This window comes from Escherichia sp. MOD1-EC6300 (assembly GCF_002965045.1).
Classification (GTDB): Bacteria; Pseudomonadota; Gammaproteobacteria; order Enterobacterales; family Enterobacteriaceae; genus Escherichia; species Escherichia coli_F.
The window spans coordinates 134,468-153,416 of the sequence record NZ_PTRH01000011.1 but is presented as its reverse complement, the minus strand read 5'-3'; the positions used below and the strand labels follow the sequence as shown (position 1 = coordinate 153,416).

Genomic DNA, 18,949 nt, shown 5'->3' with positions numbered 1-18,949 from the left:
AGTGGTTTCCCGGCTGGTGACCAGAGAAATGGGGGTGAGGCTTCGCCCCTTCAAGGGGGAAAATGAAAAAAAATTCTGATCAGCACAAAATCGGGTGAAAACACTGATTCACCTCACATTTCATCGCAATTTATTCATCGCCGTCATAAGCGAATCTGATTGTGCTACCATCGAAAATCTACGCAGTTGCCCAAGATTTGGGCGCAATCGGACATCAACCCATGAGTGGACTCAAACAAGAACTGGGGCTGGCCCAGGGCATCGGCCTGCTATCGACGTCATTATTAGGCACTGGCGTGTTTGCCGTTCCTGCGTTAGCTGCACTGGTAGCAGGCAATACCAGCCTGTGGGCGTGGCCCGTTTTGATTATCTTAGTGTTCCCGATTGCGATTGTGTTTGCGATTCTGGGTCGCCACTATCCCAGTGCAGGCGGCGTCGCACACTTCGTCGGTATGGCGTTTGGTTCGCGGCTTGAGCGAGTCACCGGCTGGCTGTTTTTATCGGTCATTCCCGTAGGTTTGCCTGCCGCGCTACAAATTGCTGCCGGATTCGGCCAGGCGATGTTTGGCTGGCATAGCTGGCAACTGTTGTTAGCAGAACTCGGTACGCTGGCGTTGGTGTGGTATATCGGTACTCGCGGTGCCAGTTCCAGTGCTAATCTACAAACAGTTATTGCCGGACTTATCGTCGCGCTGATTGTCGCTATCTGGTGGGCGGGCGATATCAAACCTGCGAATATCCCCTTCCCTGCGCCAGGAAATATCGAACTTACCGGGTTATTTGCTGCGTTATCAGTGATGTTCTGGTGCTTTGTCGGTCTGGAGGCATTTGCCCATCTTGCCTCGGAATTTAAAAATCCAGAGCGTGATTTTCCTCGTGCTTTGATGATTGGTCTGCTGCTGGCAGGATTAGTCTACTGGGGCTGTACGGTAGTCGTCTTACACTTCGACGCCTATGGTGAACAAATGGCGGCAGCAGCATCGCTTCCAAAAATTGTAGTGCAACTGTTCGGTGTAGGAGCGTTATGGATTGCCTGCGTGATTGGCTATCTGGCCTGCTTTGCCAGTCTCAACATTTATATACAGAGCTTCGCCCGCCTGGTCTGGTCGCAGGCGCAACATAATCCTGACCACTACCTGGCACACCTCTCTTCTCGTCATATCCCGAATAATGCCCTCAATGCGGTGCTCGGCTGCTGCGTGGTGAGCACGTTGGTGATTCATGCTTTAGAGATCAATCTGGACGCACTTATCATCTATGCCAATGGCATCTTTATTATGATTTATCTGTTATGCATGCTGGCAGGCTGTAAATTATTGCAAGGACGTTATCGACTACTGGCGGTGGTTGGCGGGCTGTTATGCGTTCTGTTACTGGCAATGGTCGGCTGGAAAAGTCTCTATGCGCTGATCATGCTGGCGGGGTTATGGCTGTTTCTGCCTAAACGAAAAACGCCGGAAAATGGCATAACCACATAATCCGGCGTTTCGGCATTAATCCTGGCGATCGTCTTTATGATCAAGGCGGTCGCGCTCATCATCCTTTCGCTGGTACTCACCATCAAAAGTATTACCGCCACCGGTCCCGGCGCTAAAACCGCCGCCTGGCATGCGAGAAAAGCGCAAATGCGGCATCAACTTCACTGTCAGATGCTTTTGCACCGGCGGTAATAAAAGCAGAAGACCGAGGAAGTCGGTGAAAAAGCCCGGTAATAAAAGCAGCAAACCGGCAATGATCAGCGAAACACTTTTAATCATCTCCGCCGCTGGGTTTTCACCTGCCGCCATTTTTTGCTGCATCAGCACGAAATTCTTAAAGCCCTGGTTACGTACCAGTGACATACCAATAACTGACGTGAATATAACCAGCACGAGGGTCAGCAATACCCCCAATACATGGGCAACTTGAATAAAGATTGAAATCTCAATATAGACATAAAGGAAAATGGCAATAAAAGGTAACCAGCGCAAAGGTTTCTCCTGTAATAGCAGCCGGTTAAACCCGGCTACCTGAATGGGTTGCGAATCGCGTTCAGCTTATATTGTGGTCATTAGCAAAATTTCAAGATGTTTGCGCAACTATTTTTGGTAGTAATCCCAAAGCGGTGATCTATTTCACAAATTAATAATTAAGGGGTAAAAACCGACACTTAAAGTGATCCAGATTACGGTAGAAATCCTCAAGCAGCATATGATCTCGGGTATTCGGTCGATGCAGGGGATAATCGTCGGTCGAAAAACATTCGAAACCACATATATTCTGTGTGTTTAAAGCAAATCATTGGCAGCTTGAAAAAGAAGGTTCACATGTCAAACAACATTCGTATCGAAGAAGATCTGTTGGGTACCAGGGAAGTTCCAGCTGATGCCTACTATGGTGTTCACACTCTGAGAGCGATTGAAAACTTCTATATCAGCAACAACAAAATCAGTGATATTCCTGAATTTGTTCGCGGTATGGTAATGGTTAAAAAAGCCGCAGCTATGGCAAACAAAGAGCTGCAAACCATTCCTAAAAGTGTAGCGAATGCCATCATTGCCGCATGTGATGAAGTCCTGAACAACGGAAAATGCATGGATCAGTTCCCGGTAGACGTCTACCAGGGCGGCGCAGGTACTTCCGTAAACATGAACACCAACGAAGTGCTGGCCAATATCGGTCTGGAACTGATGGGTCACCAGAAAGGTGAATATCAGTACCTGAACCCGAACGACCATGTTAACAAATGTCAGTCCACTAACGACGCCTACCCGACCGGTTTCCGTATCGCAGTTTACTCTTCCCTGATTAAGCTGGTAGATGCGATTAACCAACTGCGTGAAGGCTTTGAACGTAAAGCTGTCGAATTCCAGGACATCCTGAAAATGGGTCGTACCCAGCTGCAGGACGCAGTACCGATGACCCTCGGTCAGGAATTCCGCGCTTTCAGCATCCTGCTGAAAGAAGAAGTGAAAAACATCCAACGTACCGCTGAACTGCTGCTGGAAGTTAACCTTGGCGCAACAGCAATCGGTACTGGTCTGAACACGCCGAAAGAGTACTCTCCGCTGGCAGTGAAAAAACTGGCTGAAGTCACTGGCTTCCCATGCGTACCGGCTGAAGACCTGATCGAAGCGACCTCTGACTGCGGCGCTTATGTTATGGTTCACGGCGCGCTGAAACGCCTGGCTGTGAAGATGTCCAAAATCTGTAACGACCTGCGCTTGCTCTCTTCTGGTCCACGTGCCGGCCTGAACGAGATCAACCTGCCGGAACTGCAGGCGGGCTCTTCCATCATGCCAGCTAAAGTAAACCCGGTTGTTCCGGAAGTGGTTAACCAGGTATGCTTCAAAGTCATCGGTAACGACACCACTGTTACCATGGCAGCAGAAGCAGGTCAGCTGCAGTTGAACGTTATGGAGCCGGTCATTGGCCAGGCTATGTTCGAATCCGTTCACATTCTGACCAACGCTTGCTACAACCTGCTGGAAAAATGCATTAACGGCATCACTGCTAACAAAGAAGTGTGCGAAGGTTACGTTTACAACTCTATCGGTATCGTTACTTACCTGAACCCGTTCATCGGTCACCACAACGGTGACATCGTGGGTAAAATCTGTGCCGAAACCGGTAAGAGTGTACGTGAAGTCGTTCTGGAACGCGGTCTGTTGACTGAAGCGGAACTTGACGATATTTTCTCCGTACAGAATCTGATGCACCCGGCTTACAAAGCAAAACGCTATACTGATGAAAGCGAACAGTAATCGTACAGGGTAGTACAAATAAAGAAGGCACGTCAGATGACGTGCCTTTTTTCTTGTGAGCAGTAACTTAAAAATAACAATCTAATATCAACTTGTTAAAAAACAAGGAAGGCTAATATGCTAGTTGTAGAACTCATCATAGTTTTGCTGGCGATCTTCTTGGGCGCCAGATTGGGGGGAATAGGTATTGGTTTTGCAGGCGGATTGGGGGTGCTGGTTCTTGCCGCTATTGGCGTTAAACCCGGTAACATCCCGTTCGATGTCATTTCCATTATCATGGCGGTTATCGCCGCTATTTCTGCCATGCAGGTTGCTGGCGGTCTGGACTATCTGGTTCATCAGACAGAAAAGCTGCTGCGCCGTAACCCGAAATACATCACGATCCTCGCACCGATCGTGACCTATTTCCTGACTATCTTTGCTGGTACTGGCAACATCTCTCTGGCGACACTGCCTGTTATCGCTGAAGTTGCGAAGGAACAAGGCGTTAAACCTTGCCGTCCGCTGTCTACTGCAGTGGTATCCGCGCAGATTGCGATCACCGCATCGCCAATCTCAGCAGCAGTGGTTTACATGTCTTCCGTGATGGAAGGTCATGGCATCAGCTACCTCCATCTGCTCTCCGTGGTCATCCCGTCCACCCTGCTGGCGGTTCTGGTGATGTCCTTCCTGGTCACTATGCTGTTCAACTCCAAACTCTCTGACGATCCGATTTATCGCAAGCGTCTGGAAGAGGGCCTGGTTGAACTGCGCGGTGAAAAGCAGATTGAAATCAAATCCGGTGCAAAAACGTCCGTCTGGCTGTTCCTGCTGGGCGTAGTTGGCGTTGTTATCTATGCAATCATCAACAGCCCAAGCATGGGTCTGGTTGAAAAACCGCTGATGAACACCACCAACGCAATCCTGATCATCATGCTCAGCGTTGCAACTCTGACCACCGTTATCTGTAAAGTCGATACCGACAACATCCTCAACTCCAGCACCTTCAAAGCAGGTATGAGCGCCTGTATTTGTATCCTGGGTGTTGCGTGGCTGGGCGATACTTTCGTTTCCAACAACATCGACTGGATCAAAGATACCGCTGGTGAAGTGATTCAGGGTCATCCGTGGCTGCTGGCCGTCATCTTCTTCTTTGCTTCTGCTCTGCTGTACTCTCAGGCTGCAACCGCAAAAGCACTGATGCCGATGGCTCTGGCACTGAACGTTTCTCCGCTGACCGCTGTTGCTTCTTTCGCTGCGGTGTCTGGTCTGTTCATTCTGCCGACCTACCCGACGCTGGTTGCTGCGGTACAGATGGATGACACGGGTACTACCCGTATCGGTAAATTCGTCTTCAACCATCCGTTCTTCATCCCGGGTACTCTGGGTGTTGCCCTGGCCGTTTGCTTCGGCTTCGTGCTGGGTAGCTTCATGCTGTAATGACCAATCGCGGGGCTTCAGGCCCCGCTTTCTTTCCCGCCGACTAACATCCTTCCCCCGTCCGTTGTATAGTGACCTCTCTCTTGCGGTTCCATCTGTTCTTGCGAGGTGTTTATGCTTGATGAAAAAAGTTCGAATACCGTGTCTGTCGTGGTGCTATGTACCGCACCGGATGAAGCGACAGCCCAGGATTTAGCCGCCAAAGTGCTGGCGGAAAAACTGGCAGCCTGCGCGACCTTGATCCCCGGCGCGACCTCTCTCTATTACTGGGAAGGTAAGCTGGAGCAAGAATACGAAGTACAGATGATTTTAAAAACTACCGTATCTCACCAGCAGGCACTGCTGGAATGCCTGAAGTCTCATCATCCATATCAAACCCCGGAACTTCTGGTTTTACCTGTTACACACGGAGACACAGATTACCTCTCATGGCTCAACGCATCTTTACGCTGATCCTGCTACTTTGCAGCACTTCCGTTTTTGCCGGATTATTCGACGCGCCGGGACGTTCGCAATTTGTCCCCGCGGATCAAGCCTTTGCTTTTGATTTTCAGCAAAACCAACATGACCTGAATCTGACCTGGCAGATCAAAGACGGTTACTACCTCTACCGTAAACAGGTCCGCATTACGCCGGAACACGCGAAAATTGCCGACGTGCAGCTGCCGCAAGGCGTCTGGCATGAAGATGAGTTTTACGGCAAAAGCGAGATTTACCGCGATCGGCTGACGCTTCCCGTAACCATCAACCAGGCGAGTGCGGGAGCGACGTTAACTGTCACCTACCAGGGCTGTGCTGATGCTGGTTTCTGTTATCCGCCAGAAACCAAAACCGTTCCGTTAAGCGAAGTGGTCGCCAACAACGCAGCGTCACAGCTTGTGTCTGTTCCGCAGCAAGAGCAGCCCACCGCGCAATTGCCCTTTTCCGCGCTCTGGGCGTTGTTGATCGGTATTGGTATCGCCTTTACGCCATGCGTGCTGCCAATGTACCCACTGATTTCTGGCATCGTGCTGGGCGGTAAACAGCGGCTCTCCACTGCCAGAGCATTGTTGCTGACCTTTATTTATGTGCAGGGGATGGCGCTGACTTACACGGCACTGGGTCTGGTGGTTGCCGCCGCAGGGTTACAGTTCCAGGCGGCGCTACAGCACCCATACGTGCTCATTGGCCTCGCTATCGTCTTTACCTTGCTGGCGATGTCAATGTTTGGCTTGTTTACCCTGCAACTCCCCTCTTCGCTGCAAACGCGCCTCACGCTGATGAGCAATCGCCAACAGGGCGGCTCACCTGGCGGTGTGTTTGTTATGGGGGCGATTGCCGGACTGATCTGTTCACCATGCACCACCGCACCGCTTAGCGCGATTCTGCTGTATATCGCCCAAAGCGGGAACATGTGGCTGGGCGGCGGCACGCTTTATCTCTATGCGTTGGGCATGGGCCTGCCGCTGATGCTAATTACCGTCTTTGGTAACCGCTTGCTGCCGAAAAGCGGCCCGTGGATGGAACAAGTCAAAACCGCGTTTGGTTTTGTGATCCTCGCACTGCCGGTCTTCCTGCTGGAGCGAGTGATTGGTGATATATGGGGATTACGCTTGTGGTCGGCGCTTGGTGTCGCATTCTTTGGCTGGGCCTTTATCACCAGCCTACAGGCCAAACGCGGCTGGATGAGCGTAGTGCAAATAATTCTGCTGGCAGCAGCATTGGTTAGCGTGCGCCCACTTCAGGATTGGGCATTTGGTGCGACGCATACCGCGCAAACTCAGACGCATCTCAACTTTACGCAAATCAAAACGGTAGATGAGTTAAATCAGGCGCTCGTTGAAGCCAAAGGCAAACCAGTGATGTTAGATCTCTATGCCGACTGGTGCGTCGCCTGTAAAGAGTTTGAGAAATACACCTTCAGCGACCCGCAGGTGCAAAAAGCGTTAGCAGACACGGTATTACTTCAGGCCAACGTCACTGCCAACGACGCCCAAGATGTGGCGCTGTTAAAGCATCTTAATGTCCTTGGCCTACCGACAATTCTCTTTTTTGACGGACAAGGCCAGGAGCATCCACAAGCACGCGTCACGGGCTTTATGGATGCTGAAACCTTCAGCGCACATTTGCGCGATCGCCAACCGTGAACGACACTTGCAGTGGGAAAGACGGAGGAAAATAGCGTGCAACGTGAAGATGTACTGGGAGAAGCCCTGAAATTATTAGAATTACAAGGGATTGCCAACACCACGCTGGAGATGGTTGCTGAACGTGTGGATTATCCACTGGACGAGCTACGCCGCTTCTGGCCAGACAAAGAGGCAATCCTCTATGATGCGCTGCGCTATCTTAGCCAACAGATAGATGTCTGGCGTCGTCAGCTGATGCTGGACGAAACGCAAACCGCCGAACAAAAGCTGCTGGCGCGTTATCAGGCGCTATCGGAGTGCGTTAAAAACAACCGCTATCCGGGCTGTCTGTTTATCGCTGCCTGTACGTTTTATCCCGATCCTGGCCACCCTATTCATCAACTGGCCGATCAGCAAAAAAGCGCGGCCTACGATTTCACCCACGAACTGTTAACCACGCTGGAAGTTGACGATCCGGCGATGGTAGCAAAGCAGATGGAACTGGTGCTGGAAGGCTGTTTAAGCCGAATGCTGGTGAATCGTAGCCACGCGGATGTCGACACCGCACATCGGCTGGCAGAAGATATCCTGCGCTTCGCTCGCTGCCGCCAGGGTGGCGCACTGACCTGACAGAAACACAGAAAAGAAGCGATTTGCCGCAATCTTAAGCAGTTGAATCGCTTTTACTGAAATTAGGTTGACGAGATGTGCAGATTACGGTTTAATGCGCCCCGTTGCCCGGATAGCTCAGTCGGTAGAGCAGGGGATTGAAAATCCCCGTGTCCTTGGTTCGATTCCGAGTCCGGGCACCAAATTCATATAAACGGACCTCCACGGAGGTCCGTTTTTCGTTTCAGGACGCCATGTGATTTAAGCGTTCTGCCTTCAAATCATTTCTAACAATCTCAACCAAATTTTCCCACATCGCCAGCATGTTGCGGGTATACCCCAGCTCTGGGAAATTTATCCCTAAGCTATGAATGACTCTCACGAAATGTCGTGCGGCTGCGTGATGCAGTTGAAAATCAAATGATGTCATCAAGAGCTTAACGGTATCGTTGCCGATGACATATATAAAGCACAACCTCGGGCAGAACGCCGACTGATGAGATTTTCTGAATGAGAACAAAGAGAAATGTATCAGTCCGCTTGCTCATGCAAAGACTAACAATCCATTAAAATAGTAAGCGCTCCGGGCAATTTTCCATGGATTATTTTCTGCACATTTTTCTTTGGCAAAGATGATGAATAATGATGGTAAGGTAAATTACTTCTGGTGCTCATTAAACTCCTTTCGTAATACTATGTAATCAAGAAGTTTATGGCGGGTAAAAATAACGTCTTACATTCACCAATAATATGTAAATAAACCAATCTATAGATGGTAAAAATAGGTCATGGCAATTATCATTGAACCATTCCCTTTTCGAATGAGTTTCTATTATGCAACAACCTGTAGTTCGCGTTGGCGAATGGCTTGTTACTCCGTCCATAAACCAAATTAGCCGCAATGGGCGTCAACTTACCCTTGAGCCGAGATTAATCGATCTTCTGGTTTTCTTTGCTCAACACAGTGGCGAAGTACTTAGCAGGGATGAACTTATCGATAATGTCTGGAAGAGAAGTATTGTCACCAATCACGTTGTGACGCAGAGTATCTCAGAACTACGTAAGTCATTAAAAGATAATGATGAAGATAGTCCTGTCTATATCGCTACTGTACCAAAGCGCGGCTATAAATTAATGGTGCCGGTTATCTGGTACAGCGAAGAAGAGGGAGAGGAAATAATGCTATCTTCGCCTCCCCCTATACCAGAGGCGGTTCCTGACACAGATTCTCCCTCCCAAAGTCTTAACATTCAAAACACCGCAACACCACCTGAACAATCCCCAGTTAAAAGCAAACGATTCACTACCTTTTGGGTATGGTTTTTTTTCCTGTTGTCGTTAGGTATCTGTGTAGCACTGGTAGCGTTTTCAAGTCTTGATACACGTCTTCCTATGAGCAAATCGCGTATTTTGCTCAATCCACGCGATATTGACATTAATATGGTAAATAAAAGTTGTAACAGCTGGAGTTCCCCGTATCAGCTCTCTTACGCGATAGGCGTGGGTGATTTGGTGGCGACATCACTTAACACCTTCTCCACCTTTATGGTGCATGACAAAATCAACTACAACATTGATGAACCGAGCAGTTCCGGTAAAACATTATCTATTGCGTTTGTTAATCAGCGCCAATACCGTGCTCAACAATGCTTTATGTCGGTAAAATTGGTAGACAATGCAGATGGTTCAACCATGCTGGATAAACGTTATGTCATCACTAACGGTAATCAGCTGGCGATTCAAAATGATTTACTGGAGAGTTTATCAAAAGCGTTAAACCAACCGTGGCCACAACGAATGCAGGAGATGCTCCAGCAAATTTTGCCGCATCGTGGTGCGTTATTAACTAATTTTTATCAGGCTCATGATTATTTACTGCATGGCGATGATAAATCATTGAACCGTGCCAGTGAATTACTAGGTGAGATTGTTCAATCATCCCCCGAATTTACCTACGCGAGAGCAGAAAAAGCATTAGTTGATATCGTGCGCCATTCTCAACATCCTTTAGATGAAAAACAATTAGCAGCACTGAATACAGAAATAGATAACATTGTTACACTGCCGGAATTGAACAACCTGTCCATTATATATCAAATAAAAGCGGTCAGTGCTCTGGTAAAAGGTAAAACAGATGAGTCTTACCAGGCGATAAATACTGGCATTGATCTTGAAATGTCCTGGCTAAATTATGTGTTGCTTGGCAAGGTTTATGAAATGAAGGGGATGAACCGGGAAGCAGCTGATGCATATCTCACCGCCTTTAATTTACGCCCAGGGGCAAACACCCTTTACTGGATTGAAAATGGTATATTCCAGACTTCTGTTCCTTATGTTGTACCTTATCTCGACAAATTTCTCGCTTCAGAATAAGTGAATCCGGGTTGATTCATACTCGGGAATATTTGTTGTTGATTTTTTGTATGCTTTTGTTGGTATAATATGTTGCGGCAATTTATTTGCCGCATAATTTTTATCACATAAATTTAACCATGGAATATTCCGCAATCTATTGTAAACATTGAATGTTTATCTTTTCATGATATCAACTTGCGATCCTGATGTGTTAATAAAAAACCTCAAGTTCTCACTTACAGAAACTTTTGTGTTATTTCACCTAATCTTTAGGATTAATCTTTTTTTTTGAGTAATCTTGTCGCCAGTTTGGTCTGGTCAGTAAATAGTTACGCATCATGACCCGGACTCCAAATTCAAAAATGAAATTAGGAGAAGAGCATGAGTTCTGCCAAGAAGATCGGGCTATTTGCCTGTACCGGTGTTGTTGCCGGTAATATGATGGGGAGCGGCATTGCATTATTGCCTGCGAACCTTGCAAGTATCGGTGGTATTGCTATCTGGGGTTGGATTATCTCTATTATTGGTGCAATGTCGTTGGCTTATGTATATGCCCGACTGGCAACAAAAAACCCGCAACAAGGTGGCCCAATTGCTTATGCCGGAGAAATTTCTCCTGCATTTGGTTTTCAGACAGGTGTTCTTTATTACCATGCTAACTGGATTGGTAACCTGGCGATTGGTATTACCGCTGTATCTTATCTTTCCACCTTCTTCCCTGTATTAAATGATCCTGTTCCGGCGGGTATCGCTTGTATTGCTATCGTCTGGGTATTTACCTTTGTAAATATGCTCGGCGGTACCTGGGTAAGCCGTTTAACCACTATTGGTCTGGTGCTGGTTCTTATTCCTGTAGTTATGACTGCTATTGTTGGCTGGCATTGGTTTGATGCTGCAACTTATGCTGCTAACTGGAATACCGCAGGTACTACTGATGGTCATGCGATCATTAAAAGTATTCTGCTCTGCCTGTGGGCCTTCGTGGGTGTTGAATCCGCAGCGGTAAGTACTGGTATGGTTAAAAACCCGAAACGTACCGTTCCGCTGGCAACCATGCTGGGTACTGGTTTAGCAGGTATTGTTTACATCGCTGCGACTCAGGTGCTTTCCGGTATGTATCCGTCTTCTGTAATGGCAGGCTCCGGTGCTCCGTTTGCAATCAGTGCTTCTACTATCCTGGGTAACTGGGCTGCGCCGATGGTTTCTGCATTCACCGCTTTTGCGTGCCTGACTTCTCTGGGCTCCTGGATGATGCTGGTAGGTCAGGCAGGTGTGCGTGCCGCTAACGACGGTAACTTCCCGAAAGTTTATGGTGAAGTCGACAGCAACGGTATTCCGAAAAAAGGTCTGCTGCTGGCTGCAGTGAAAATGACTGCCCTGATGATCCTCATCACTCTGATGAACTCTGCCGGTGGTAAAGCATCTGACCTGTTCGGTGAACTGACCGGTATCGCAGTACTGCTGACTATGCTGCCGTACTTCTACTCTTGCGTTGACCTGATTCGTTTTGAAGGCGTTAACATCCGCAACTTTGTCAGCCTGATCTGCTCTGTACTGGGTTGCGTGTTCTGCTTCATCGCGCTAATGGGCGCAAGCTCCTTCGAGCTGGCAGGTACCTTCATCGTCAGCCTGATTATCCTGATGTTCTACGCTCGCAAAATGCACGAGCGCCAGAGCCACTCAATGGATAACCACACAGCGTCTAACGCACATTAATTAAAAGTATTTTCCGAGGCTCCTCCTTTCATTTTGTCCCATGTGTTGGGAGGGGCCTTTTTTACCTGGAGATATGACTATGAACGTTATTGCAATATTGAATCACATGGGGGTTTATTTTAAAGAAGAACCCATCCGTGAACTTCATCGCGCGCTTGAACGTCTGAACTTCCAGATTGTTTACCCGAATGACCGTGACGACTTATTAAAACTGATCGAAAACAATGCGCGTCTGTGCGGTGTTATTTTTGACTGGGATAAATATAATCTCGAGCTGTGCGAAGAAATTAGCAAAATGAACGAGAACCTGCCGTTGTACGCGTTCGCTAATACGTATTCCACTCTCGATGTCAGCCTGAATGACCTGCGTTTACAGATTAGCTTCTTTGAATATGCGCTGGGTGCTGCTGATGATATTGCTAACAAGATCAAGCAGACCACTGACGAATATATCAACACTATTCTGCCTCCGCTGACCAAAGCACTGTTTAAATATGTTCGTGAAGGTAAATATACTTTCTGTACTCCTGGTCACATGGGCGGTACTGCATTCCAGAAAAGCCCGGTAGGTAGCCTGTTCTATGATTTCTTTGGTCCGAACACCATGAAATCTGATATTTCCATTTCAGTATCTGAACTGGGTTCTCTGCTGGATCACAGTGGTCCACACAAAGAAGCAGAACAGTATATCGCTCGCGTCTTTAACGCAGACCGCAGCTACATGGTGACCAACGGTACTTCCACTGCGAACAAAATTGTTGGTATGTACTCTGCTCCGGCAGGCAGCACCATTCTGATTGACCGTAACTGCCACAAATCGCTGACCCACCTGATGATGATGAGCGATGTTACGCCAATCTATTTCCGCCCGACCCGTAACGCTTACGGTATTCTTGGTGGTATCCCACAGAGTGAATTCCAGCACGCTACCATTGCTAAGCGCGTAAAAGAAACACCAAACGCGACCTGGCCGGTACATGCCGTAATTACTAACTCAACCTATGATGGTCTGCTGTACAACACCGACTTCATCAAGAAAACACTGGATGTAAAATCCATCCACTTTGACTCCGCGTGGGTGCCTTACACCAACTTCTCACCGATTTACGAAGGTAAATGCGGTATGAGCGGTGGCCGTGTAGAAGGGAAAGTGATTTACGAAACCCAGTCCACTCACAAACTGCTGGCGGCATTCTCTCAGGCTTCCATGATCCACGTTAAAGGTGACGTAAACGAAGAAACCTTTAACGAAGCCTACATGATGCACACCACCACCTCTCCGCACTACGGTATCGTGGCGTCCACTGAAACCGCTGCGGCGATGATGAAAGGTAATGCTGGTAAGCGTCTGATCAACGGTTCCATTGAACGTGCGATCAAGTTCCGTAAAGAGATCAAACGCCTGAGAACGGAATCTGATGGCTGGTTCTTTGATGTATGGCAGCCGGATCATATCGATACCACTGAATGCTGGCCGCTGCGTTCTGACAGCTCCTGGCACGGCTTCAAGAACATCGACAATGAGCACATGTATCTTGACCCGATTAAAGTTACCCTGCTGACCCCGGGGATGGAAAAAGACGGCACCATGAGCGACTTTGGTATTCCGGCCAGCATCGTGGCGAAATACCTCGACGAACATGGCATCGTTGTTGAGAAAACCGGCCCGTATAACCTGCTGTTCCTGTTCAGCATCGGTATTGATAAGACCAAAGCATTGAGTCTGCTGCGTGCTCTGACTGACTTCAAACGTGCGTTCGACCTGAACCTGCGTGTGAAAAACATGCTGCCGTCTCTGTATCGTGAAGATCCTGAATTCTATGAAGATATGCGTATTCAGGAACTGGCTCAGAATATCCACAAACTGATTGTTCACCACAATCTGCCGGATCTGATGTATCGCGCATTTGAAGTTCTGCCGACAATGGTTATGACTCCGTATGCGGCGTTCCAGAAAGAGCTGCACGGTATGACCGAAGAAGTTTACCTCGACGAAATGGTAGGTCGTATTAACGCCAATATGATCCTTCCGTATCCGCCGGGAGTTCCTCTGGTAATGCCGGGTGAAATGATCACCGAAGAAAGCCGTCCGGTGCTGGAGTTCCTGCAGATGCTGTGTGAAATCGGCGCTCACTATCCGGGCTTTGAAACCGATATTCACGGTGCATACCGTCAGGCTGATGGCCGCTATACCGTTAAGGTATTGAAAGAAGAAAGCAAAAAATAATTAGCTCGTACAAGGGAAGTGGCTTGCCACTTCCCTTTTTTGCTCATAAGGAGAACACATGAAAACACCCTCACAGCCGCGCGCGATATACTATATCGTGGCGATCCAAATCTGGGAGTACTTCAGTTTTTACGGCATGCGTGCCTTACTCATTCTCTATCTCACCCATCAGCTTGGTTTTGATGATAACCATGCCATCAGTCTGTTCAGCGCATATGCATCTCTGGTTTACGTTACCCCTATTCTCGGCGGCTGGCTTGCCGACCGCCTGCTCGGCAATCGTACTGCGGTAATTGCCGGCGCGCTGTTAATGACCCTTGGCCATGTAGTGCTGGGCATTGATACAAATTCAACCTTTAGCCTGTATCTGGCGCTGGCAATCATTATTTGTGGCTACGGTTTATTCAAATCAAACATCAGCTGTTTGCTTGGCGAGCTCTATGCCCCTGACGATCATCGACGTGATGGCGGTTTTTCGCTGCTGTATGCTGCGGGCAATATCGGTTCTATCGCAGCCCCCATCGCCTGCGGCCTGGCTGCTCAGTGGTATGGATGGCATGTTGGCTTTGCCCTTGCGGGTGGTGGCATGTTTATCGGTTTGTTGATTTTCTTAAGCGGTCATCGTCATTTCCAGTCCACGCGTAGTATGGATAAAAAAGCACTCACTCGAGTGAAATTTGCCTTACCGGTATGGAGCTGGTTAGTGGTGATGCTCTGTTTAGCCCCAGTATTTTTTACCCTACTGCTGGAGAACGACTGGTCCGGATATTTGCTGGCGATCGTTTGCCTTATTGCTGCACAAATCATTGCCCGCATGATGATCAAATTCCCCGAACACCGCCGTGCTCTTTGGCAAATTGTATTGTTGATGCTTGTCGGAACGTTGTTCTGGGTACTGGCACAACAGGGCGGCAGCACCATCAGCTTGTTTATCGATCGCTTTGTGAATCGTCAGGCATTCAATATTGAAGTGCCGACTGCGCTATTCCAGTCAGTGAATGCGATTGCAGTGATGCTCGCTGGGGTTGTTCTGGCCTGGCTGGCGTCGCCAGAAAGCCGCGGCAATTCAGCATTGCGCGTCTGGCTGAAGTTTGCCTTTGGCTTACTGCTGATGGCTTGTGGCTTTATGTTGCTGGCATTTGATGCCCGACATGCAGCGGCTGGCGGTCAAGCGTCAATGGGCGTGATGATATCCGGGCTGGCGCTAATGGGCTTTGCTGAACTCTTTATTGACCCGGTGGCGATTGCGCAAATCACGCGTCTGAAAATGTCTGGCGTATTAACCGGTATTTATATGCTGGCAACAGGCGCGGTCGCCAACTGGCTGGCAGGCGTCGTGGCACAGCAGACGACAGAGTCGCAAATTAGCGGTATGGCAATTGCAGCTTACCAGCGATTCTTTTCTCAGATGGGAGAGTGGACGTTGGCTTGTGTCGCGATCATCGTGGTATTGGCCTTTGCTGTCCGTTTTCTGTTTAGCACGCCGACGAATATGATACAGGAGAGCAACGATTAACTGTCGTAAAAACAATTGGTTATGAATAAATTAACTTTCAGTTTATCACACTAATAAATCGAGATTAATAAGTCATTTAAACCATTTTTATGGTTATTTATTAGTGATATCAACTTGAGGTAAGCGTTAGTTTCGATAAGATAAACTGAGTTATTAATAGTCGAGGCAGATAATACAGTGTACCGATCTGTCTCTTTATCTACGCTAAATTGAAAGCTGGATTTAGAGGAACCAAAATGTCTGAACGAGAAACACGGGGAGCCAATGAGGCTATTGATTTTAACGATGAACTGAGAAATCGCCGCGAAAAACTGGCGGCACTACGTCAGCAAGGTGTGGCGTTTCCCAATGATTTTCGCCGCGACCATACCTCTGACCAGTTGCACGAAGAGTTTGATGCGAAGGATAACCAGGAACTGGAATCCTTAAACATTGAAGTCTCGGTTGCTGGCCGAATGATGACCCGTCGTATCATGGGGAAAGCCTCCTTTGTAACGTTGCAGGATGTCGGTGGCCGTATTCAACTGTACGTTGCACGAGATAGCCTGCCAGAAGGTGTTTATAACGATCAGTTTAAAAAATGGGACCTCGGCGACATTATCGGTGCCCGCGGTACGCTGTTTAAGACGCAAACTGGTGAGCTTTCCATTCACTGTACTGAGTTACGCCTGCTGACTAAGGCACTGCGTCCATTGCCGGATAAATTCCATGGCTTACAGGATCAGGAAGTCCGTTATCGTCAACGTTATCTGGACCTCATCGCTAACGATAAATCCCGTCAAACGTTTGTTGTCCGTTCAAAAATTCTGGCCGCTATCCGTCAGTTCATGGTCGCTCGCGGTTTTATGGAAGTAGAAACCCCAATGATGCAGGTAATTCCAGGTGGGGCATCTGCTCGCCCGTTTATTACCCATCATAATGCTCTGGATTTGGATATGTACCTGCGTATTGCGCCGGAGCTATATCTGAAACGTCTGGTTGTAGGTGGTTTTGAACGGGTATTCGAAATCAACCGTAACTTCCGTAATGAAGGTATTTCTGTTCGTCATAATCCTGAGTTCACGATGATGGAACTCTACATGGCGTATGCGGATTACCACGATTTGATTGAACTGACGGAATCACTGTTCCGCACTCTGGCACAAGAGGTACTGGGTACCACTAAAGTCACTTATGGCGAGCATGTGTTTGATTTCGGCAAACCGTTTGAAAAACTCACCATGCGCGAAGCAATCAAAAAATATCGTCCAGAAACCAATATGGCGGACCTGGATAATTTTGATGCTGCTAAAGCATTAGCTGAATCTATCGGAATTACGGTAGAGAAAAGCTGGGGGCTGGGACGCATTGTCACGGAGATCTTTGATGAAGTGGCAGAAGCACATCTGATTCAGCCAACCTTTATCACGGAATATCCGGCAGAAGTGTCACCGCTGGCGCGCCGTAATGATGTTAACCCGGAAATCACCGACCGTTTTGAATTCTTCATCGGTGGTCGTGAAATCGGTAATGGTTTTAGCGAATTAAACGACGCAGAAGATCAGGCGGAACGTTTCCAGGAACAGGTTAACGCTAAAGCTGCAGGTGACGACGAAGCCATGTTCTATGACGAAGATTACGTGACTGCGCTGGAATATGGTCTGCCGCCAACCGCGGGTCTGGGTATTGGTATCGACCGAATGATTATGCTGTTTACTAACAGTCATACTATTCGCGACGTTATTCTCTTCCCGGCGATGCGTCCACAGAAATAAATTTCATTTTAACGAACGAAGCAGTCAGACGACTGCTTCGTTCGTCGTTCCACAAATCCAGTTTCGAGGAGAGACGCTTCGTTTCAAGATAACCAGCGGGTCCACTCAACTACAGCTCCTAAAAGAGAGAAAAAAGTAATGCCACAGGCAGGCTCATTGGCCAGGTTATTCCGACCAGAAATGCACTAAGTAAACGAATATGTGTTTTCTCATGTGAGATAAACCAGATAATGACAAAGGATATGTTCACACCAATCACATAAAAAATTAATATTTTAGAGAATAGTGCCATTTTTTATGTTCTTCTTATCCTTCCTGACTACTTGTAAAACTGACGGAAATAGTCATCAACTGTCATAATGTTGAGGTCAAAATCAATATCCGGTAAGTCTAAGCATTTGAGCCTGATTAAATCTTCGATTTCACTTGCGGCTAACGATGTCGTTATTGCGAAGGAATTTTCATTCAATTGTCGTGGTATCCCATATTCATCAGCCACGATAGAGGAGAAATTCATATCATACATCAATGATCTTAACCTTAAGAACACTGAGGAATAAGATGATGGATAATCAAAAGAAACAACATAAGTATTGAACTTGTTTTTACCTTCCATAATATGACTCCTATCAATATTAAACGCTCTGGGGACGCACAACTTATTAACCCCGATCGATGATTCTCATATAGGAGATATTCTTTTTTTTTTGCTCAGTAAAGGGGATGACTTGGGACAAGAAAACGCTCTCTCTGACCATTCTTTGTGCATCCCCCTACCCTTCAGATTCTCTCCTGCATCACACCGCGGAGAGCATGAAAAATATCGTGACTCTGTACTCTCCCATCAACTGCGAATATCATCATACTCCCGCGTTTTATCAAATTCGTGTTTCGCAAATGGACATAATGGGATAATTTTTCGTTTTTCCCGACGCATTTTTTCCACGACTTTCGCAACCAGCTGTTTACCAATCCCTTGCCCTTTCAGGCTTTCATCGACATCGGTATGTTCGATAATCGCTAAATTCTCTCCGGTCGGCACAAAGACAATTTCAGCGATTTGCTTGCCCTGTTCGTCATTAATGTAAAATTTATTGTGGCCTTCGTGTATTTCCATTTTACCCTCGCTTATTTATGACGGTATTTCAGCGCGCCGCTCGGGCACGTATCAATCACTTTAACCACAGTGGCAACGTCGACTTCATCCGGCATGATCCACGGCTTTCGTTTGAGATTAAATAACTTGCCGTTGCCACGTACGCAATTGCCAGAATGCTGACATATCGCAGTGTTGAAATAGACATCGATCTTTTCGCCGGTATAACAGCGATAACCCCCGTCCAGTAGCGCCTGATCCATGACCTTCCCTCTCTCATCAGTATGGTTTTCACTATAAGCATAGCCCTGGAATCTTCATACAGCACTGGCAGTTTCCGTTGCCAGAGTCTCTTCCCCTATATAGCCAATCATTCTTACTCCCTTTGAATTACCCGCCTCATCAG

16 protein-coding genes and 1 tRNA gene are annotated in these 18,949 nt (G+C 47.7%); 12 read left to right on the top strand and 5 right to left on the bottom strand.

The genetic code is table 11. From position 1 onward, the window contains the following. Nucleotides 1–221: 221 nt before the first annotated feature. Nucleotides 222–1,478, top strand: a complete 1,257-nt coding sequence (gene yjeH / locus BGE37_RS17320) for an L-methionine/branched-chain amino acid transporter (RefSeq protein WP_105288264.1) — start codon at nt 222–224, stop codon at nt 1,476–1,478. Nucleotides 1,479–1,493: 15 nt separating this feature from the next. Here the strand turns inward: yjeH and BGE37_RS17315 are convergent, their stop codons facing one another. Continuing rightward, the gene (locus BGE37_RS17315) at nt 1,494–1,970 is read right to left on the bottom strand and encodes an FxsA family protein (protein ID WP_001267448.1); all 477 of its coding nucleotides are present in this window, start codon (nt 1,968–1,970) and stop codon (nt 1,494–1,496) included. 336 nt (nt 1,971–2,306) lie between these two features. Here BGE37_RS17315 and aspA point away from each other — a divergent pair, with 336 nt between their 5' ends. The 11 genes from aspA to lysS all read left to right on the top strand — a co-directional run bounded on the left by aspA (nt 2,307) and on the right by lysS (nt 17,447). Then, nucleotides 2,307–3,743: an aspartate ammonia-lyase gene (aspA, locus tag BGE37_RS17310; RefSeq protein ID WP_000069437.1), complete on the top strand. Its 1,437-nt coding sequence runs from the start codon at nt 2,307–2,309 to the stop codon at nt 3,741–3,743. 117 nt (nt 3,744–3,860) lie between these two features. Then, nucleotides 3,861–5,162, top strand: coding sequence for an anaerobic C4-dicarboxylate transporter DcuA (gene dcuA, locus BGE37_RS17305; protein ID WP_000961959.1), 1,302 nt, complete (start codon nt 3,861–3,863; stop codon nt 5,160–5,162). Between the two features lie 114 nt (nt 5,163–5,276). Continuing rightward, on the top strand, nt 5,277–5,615 hold the full coding sequence (gene cutA, locus BGE37_RS17300) for a divalent cation tolerance protein CutA (protein WP_032304347.1): 339 nt from the start codon (nt 5,277–5,279) through the stop codon (nt 5,613–5,615). After that, nucleotides 5,591–7,288, top strand: a complete 1,698-nt coding sequence (gene dsbD, locus BGE37_RS17295) for a protein-disulfide reductase DsbD (protein ID WP_032185730.1) — start codon at nt 5,591–5,593, stop codon at nt 7,286–7,288. Before cutA ends, dsbD begins: the two co-directional genes overlap by 25 nt. 36 nt (nt 7,289–7,324) lie before the next feature. Then, complete coding sequence (locus tag BGE37_RS17290; RefSeq protein WP_001317578.1) at nt 7,325–7,900, top strand: transcriptional regulator; 576 nt, start codon at nt 7,325–7,327, stop codon at nt 7,898–7,900. Nucleotides 7,901–8,006: 106 nt separating this feature from the next. Further along, a tRNA-Phe gene (locus BGE37_RS17285) sits at nt 8,007–8,082 on the top strand. A gap of 631 nt (nt 8,083–8,713) precedes the next feature. After that, nucleotides 8,714–10,252: a lysine decarboxylation/transport transcriptional activator CadC gene (gene cadC, locus BGE37_RS17275; protein ID WP_001187201.1), complete on the top strand. Its 1,539-nt coding sequence runs from the start codon at nt 8,714–8,716 to the stop codon at nt 10,250–10,252. A 363-nt stretch (nt 10,253–10,615) separates the two neighbouring features. Then, nucleotides 10,616–11,950 carry a cadaverine/lysine antiporter gene (cadB, locus tag BGE37_RS17270; protein WP_000092915.1) on the top strand — a complete coding sequence of 445 codons (1,335 nt, stop codon included), beginning with the start codon at nt 10,616–10,618 and terminating at the stop codon, nt 11,948–11,950. Between the two features lie 79 nt (nt 11,951–12,029). After that, nucleotides 12,030–14,177, top strand: coding sequence for a lysine decarboxylase CadA (cadA, locus tag BGE37_RS17265; RefSeq protein WP_001355092.1), 2,148 nt, complete (start codon nt 12,030–12,032; stop codon nt 14,175–14,177). A gap of 58 nt (nt 14,178–14,235) precedes the next feature. After that, on the top strand, nt 14,236–15,693 hold the full coding sequence (gene dtpC, locus BGE37_RS17260) for a dipeptide/tripeptide permease DtpC (RefSeq protein WP_105288261.1): 1,458 nt from the start codon (nt 14,236–14,238) through the stop codon (nt 15,691–15,693). A gap of 236 nt (nt 15,694–15,929) precedes the next feature. After that, complete coding sequence (gene lysS / locus BGE37_RS17255) at nt 15,930–17,447, top strand: lysine--tRNA ligase (RefSeq protein ID WP_105288260.1); 1,518 nt, start codon at nt 15,930–15,932, stop codon at nt 17,445–17,447. Nucleotides 17,448–17,565: 118 nt separating this feature from the next. On the opposite strand, the gene ghoT is transcribed toward lysS, so the two are convergent. From ghoT to yjdI, 4 genes are all read right to left on the bottom strand, one after another. Further along, nucleotides 17,566–17,739: a type V toxin-antitoxin system toxin GhoT gene (gene ghoT / locus BGE37_RS17250; protein ID WP_001173343.1), complete on the bottom strand. Its 174-nt coding sequence runs from the start codon at nt 17,737–17,739 to the stop codon at nt 17,566–17,568. A 27-nt stretch (nt 17,740–17,766) separates the two neighbouring features. Then, the gene (gene ghoS / locus BGE37_RS17245; protein WP_000398619.1) at nt 17,767–18,063 is read right to left on the bottom strand and encodes a type V toxin-antitoxin system endoribonuclease antitoxin GhoS; all 297 of its coding nucleotides are present in this window, start codon (nt 18,061–18,063) and stop codon (nt 17,767–17,769) included. A 228-nt stretch (nt 18,064–18,291) separates the two neighbouring features. Further along, nucleotides 18,292–18,564 (bottom strand): GNAT family N-acetyltransferase, encoded by a 273-nt coding sequence (locus tag BGE37_RS17240; RefSeq protein WP_024704987.1) that lies wholly within the window; start codon nt 18,562–18,564, stop codon nt 18,292–18,294. Between the two features lie 11 nt (nt 18,565–18,575). Then, nucleotides 18,576–18,806: a 4Fe-4S mono-cluster protein YjdI gene (gene yjdI / locus BGE37_RS17235; protein ID WP_000371704.1), complete on the bottom strand. Its 231-nt coding sequence runs from the start codon at nt 18,804–18,806 to the stop codon at nt 18,576–18,578. Nucleotides 18,807–18,949 lie beyond the last annotated feature (143 nt).

Coding starts and splice junctions, on each gene's coding strand:
- yjeH (WP_105288264.1), top strand. CDS start 222: ATGAGTGGACTCAAACAAGAACTGGGGCTGGCCCAGGGCATCGGCCTG.
- aspA (WP_000069437.1), top strand. CDS start 2,307: ATGTCAAACAACATTCGTATCGAAGAAGATCTGTTGGGTACCAGGGAA.
- dcuA (WP_000961959.1), top strand. CDS start 3,861: ATGCTAGTTGTAGAACTCATCATAGTTTTGCTGGCGATCTTCTTGGGC.
- cutA (WP_032304347.1), top strand. CDS start 5,277: ATGCTTGATGAAAAAAGTTCGAATACCGTGTCTGTCGTGGTGCTATGT.
- dsbD (WP_032185730.1), top strand. CDS start 5,591: ATGGCTCAACGCATCTTTACGCTGATCCTGCTACTTTGCAGCACTTCC.
- cadC (WP_001187201.1), top strand. CDS start 8,714: ATGCAACAACCTGTAGTTCGCGTTGGCGAATGGCTTGTTACTCCGTCC.
- cadB (WP_000092915.1), top strand. CDS start 10,616: ATGAGTTCTGCCAAGAAGATCGGGCTATTTGCCTGTACCGGTGTTGTT.
- cadA (WP_001355092.1), top strand. CDS start 12,030: ATGAACGTTATTGCAATATTGAATCACATGGGGGTTTATTTTAAAGAA.
- dtpC (WP_105288261.1), top strand. CDS start 14,236: ATGAAAACACCCTCACAGCCGCGCGCGATATACTATATCGTGGCGATC.
- lysS (WP_105288260.1), top strand. CDS start 15,930: ATGTCTGAACGAGAAACACGGGGAGCCAATGAGGCTATTGATTTTAAC.
- ghoT (WP_001173343.1), bottom strand. CDS start 17,739: ATGGCACTATTCTCTAAAATATTAATTTTTTATGTGATTGGTGTGAAC.
- ghoS (WP_000398619.1), bottom strand. CDS start 18,063: ATGGAAGGTAAAAACAAGTTCAATACTTATGTTGTTTCTTTTGATTAT.
- BGE37_RS17240 (WP_024704987.1), bottom strand. CDS start 18,564: ATGGAAATACACGAAGGCCACAATAAATTTTACATTAATGACGAACAG.
- yjdI (WP_000371704.1), bottom strand. CDS start 18,806: ATGGATCAGGCGCTACTGGACGGGGGTTATCGCTGTTATACCGGCGAA.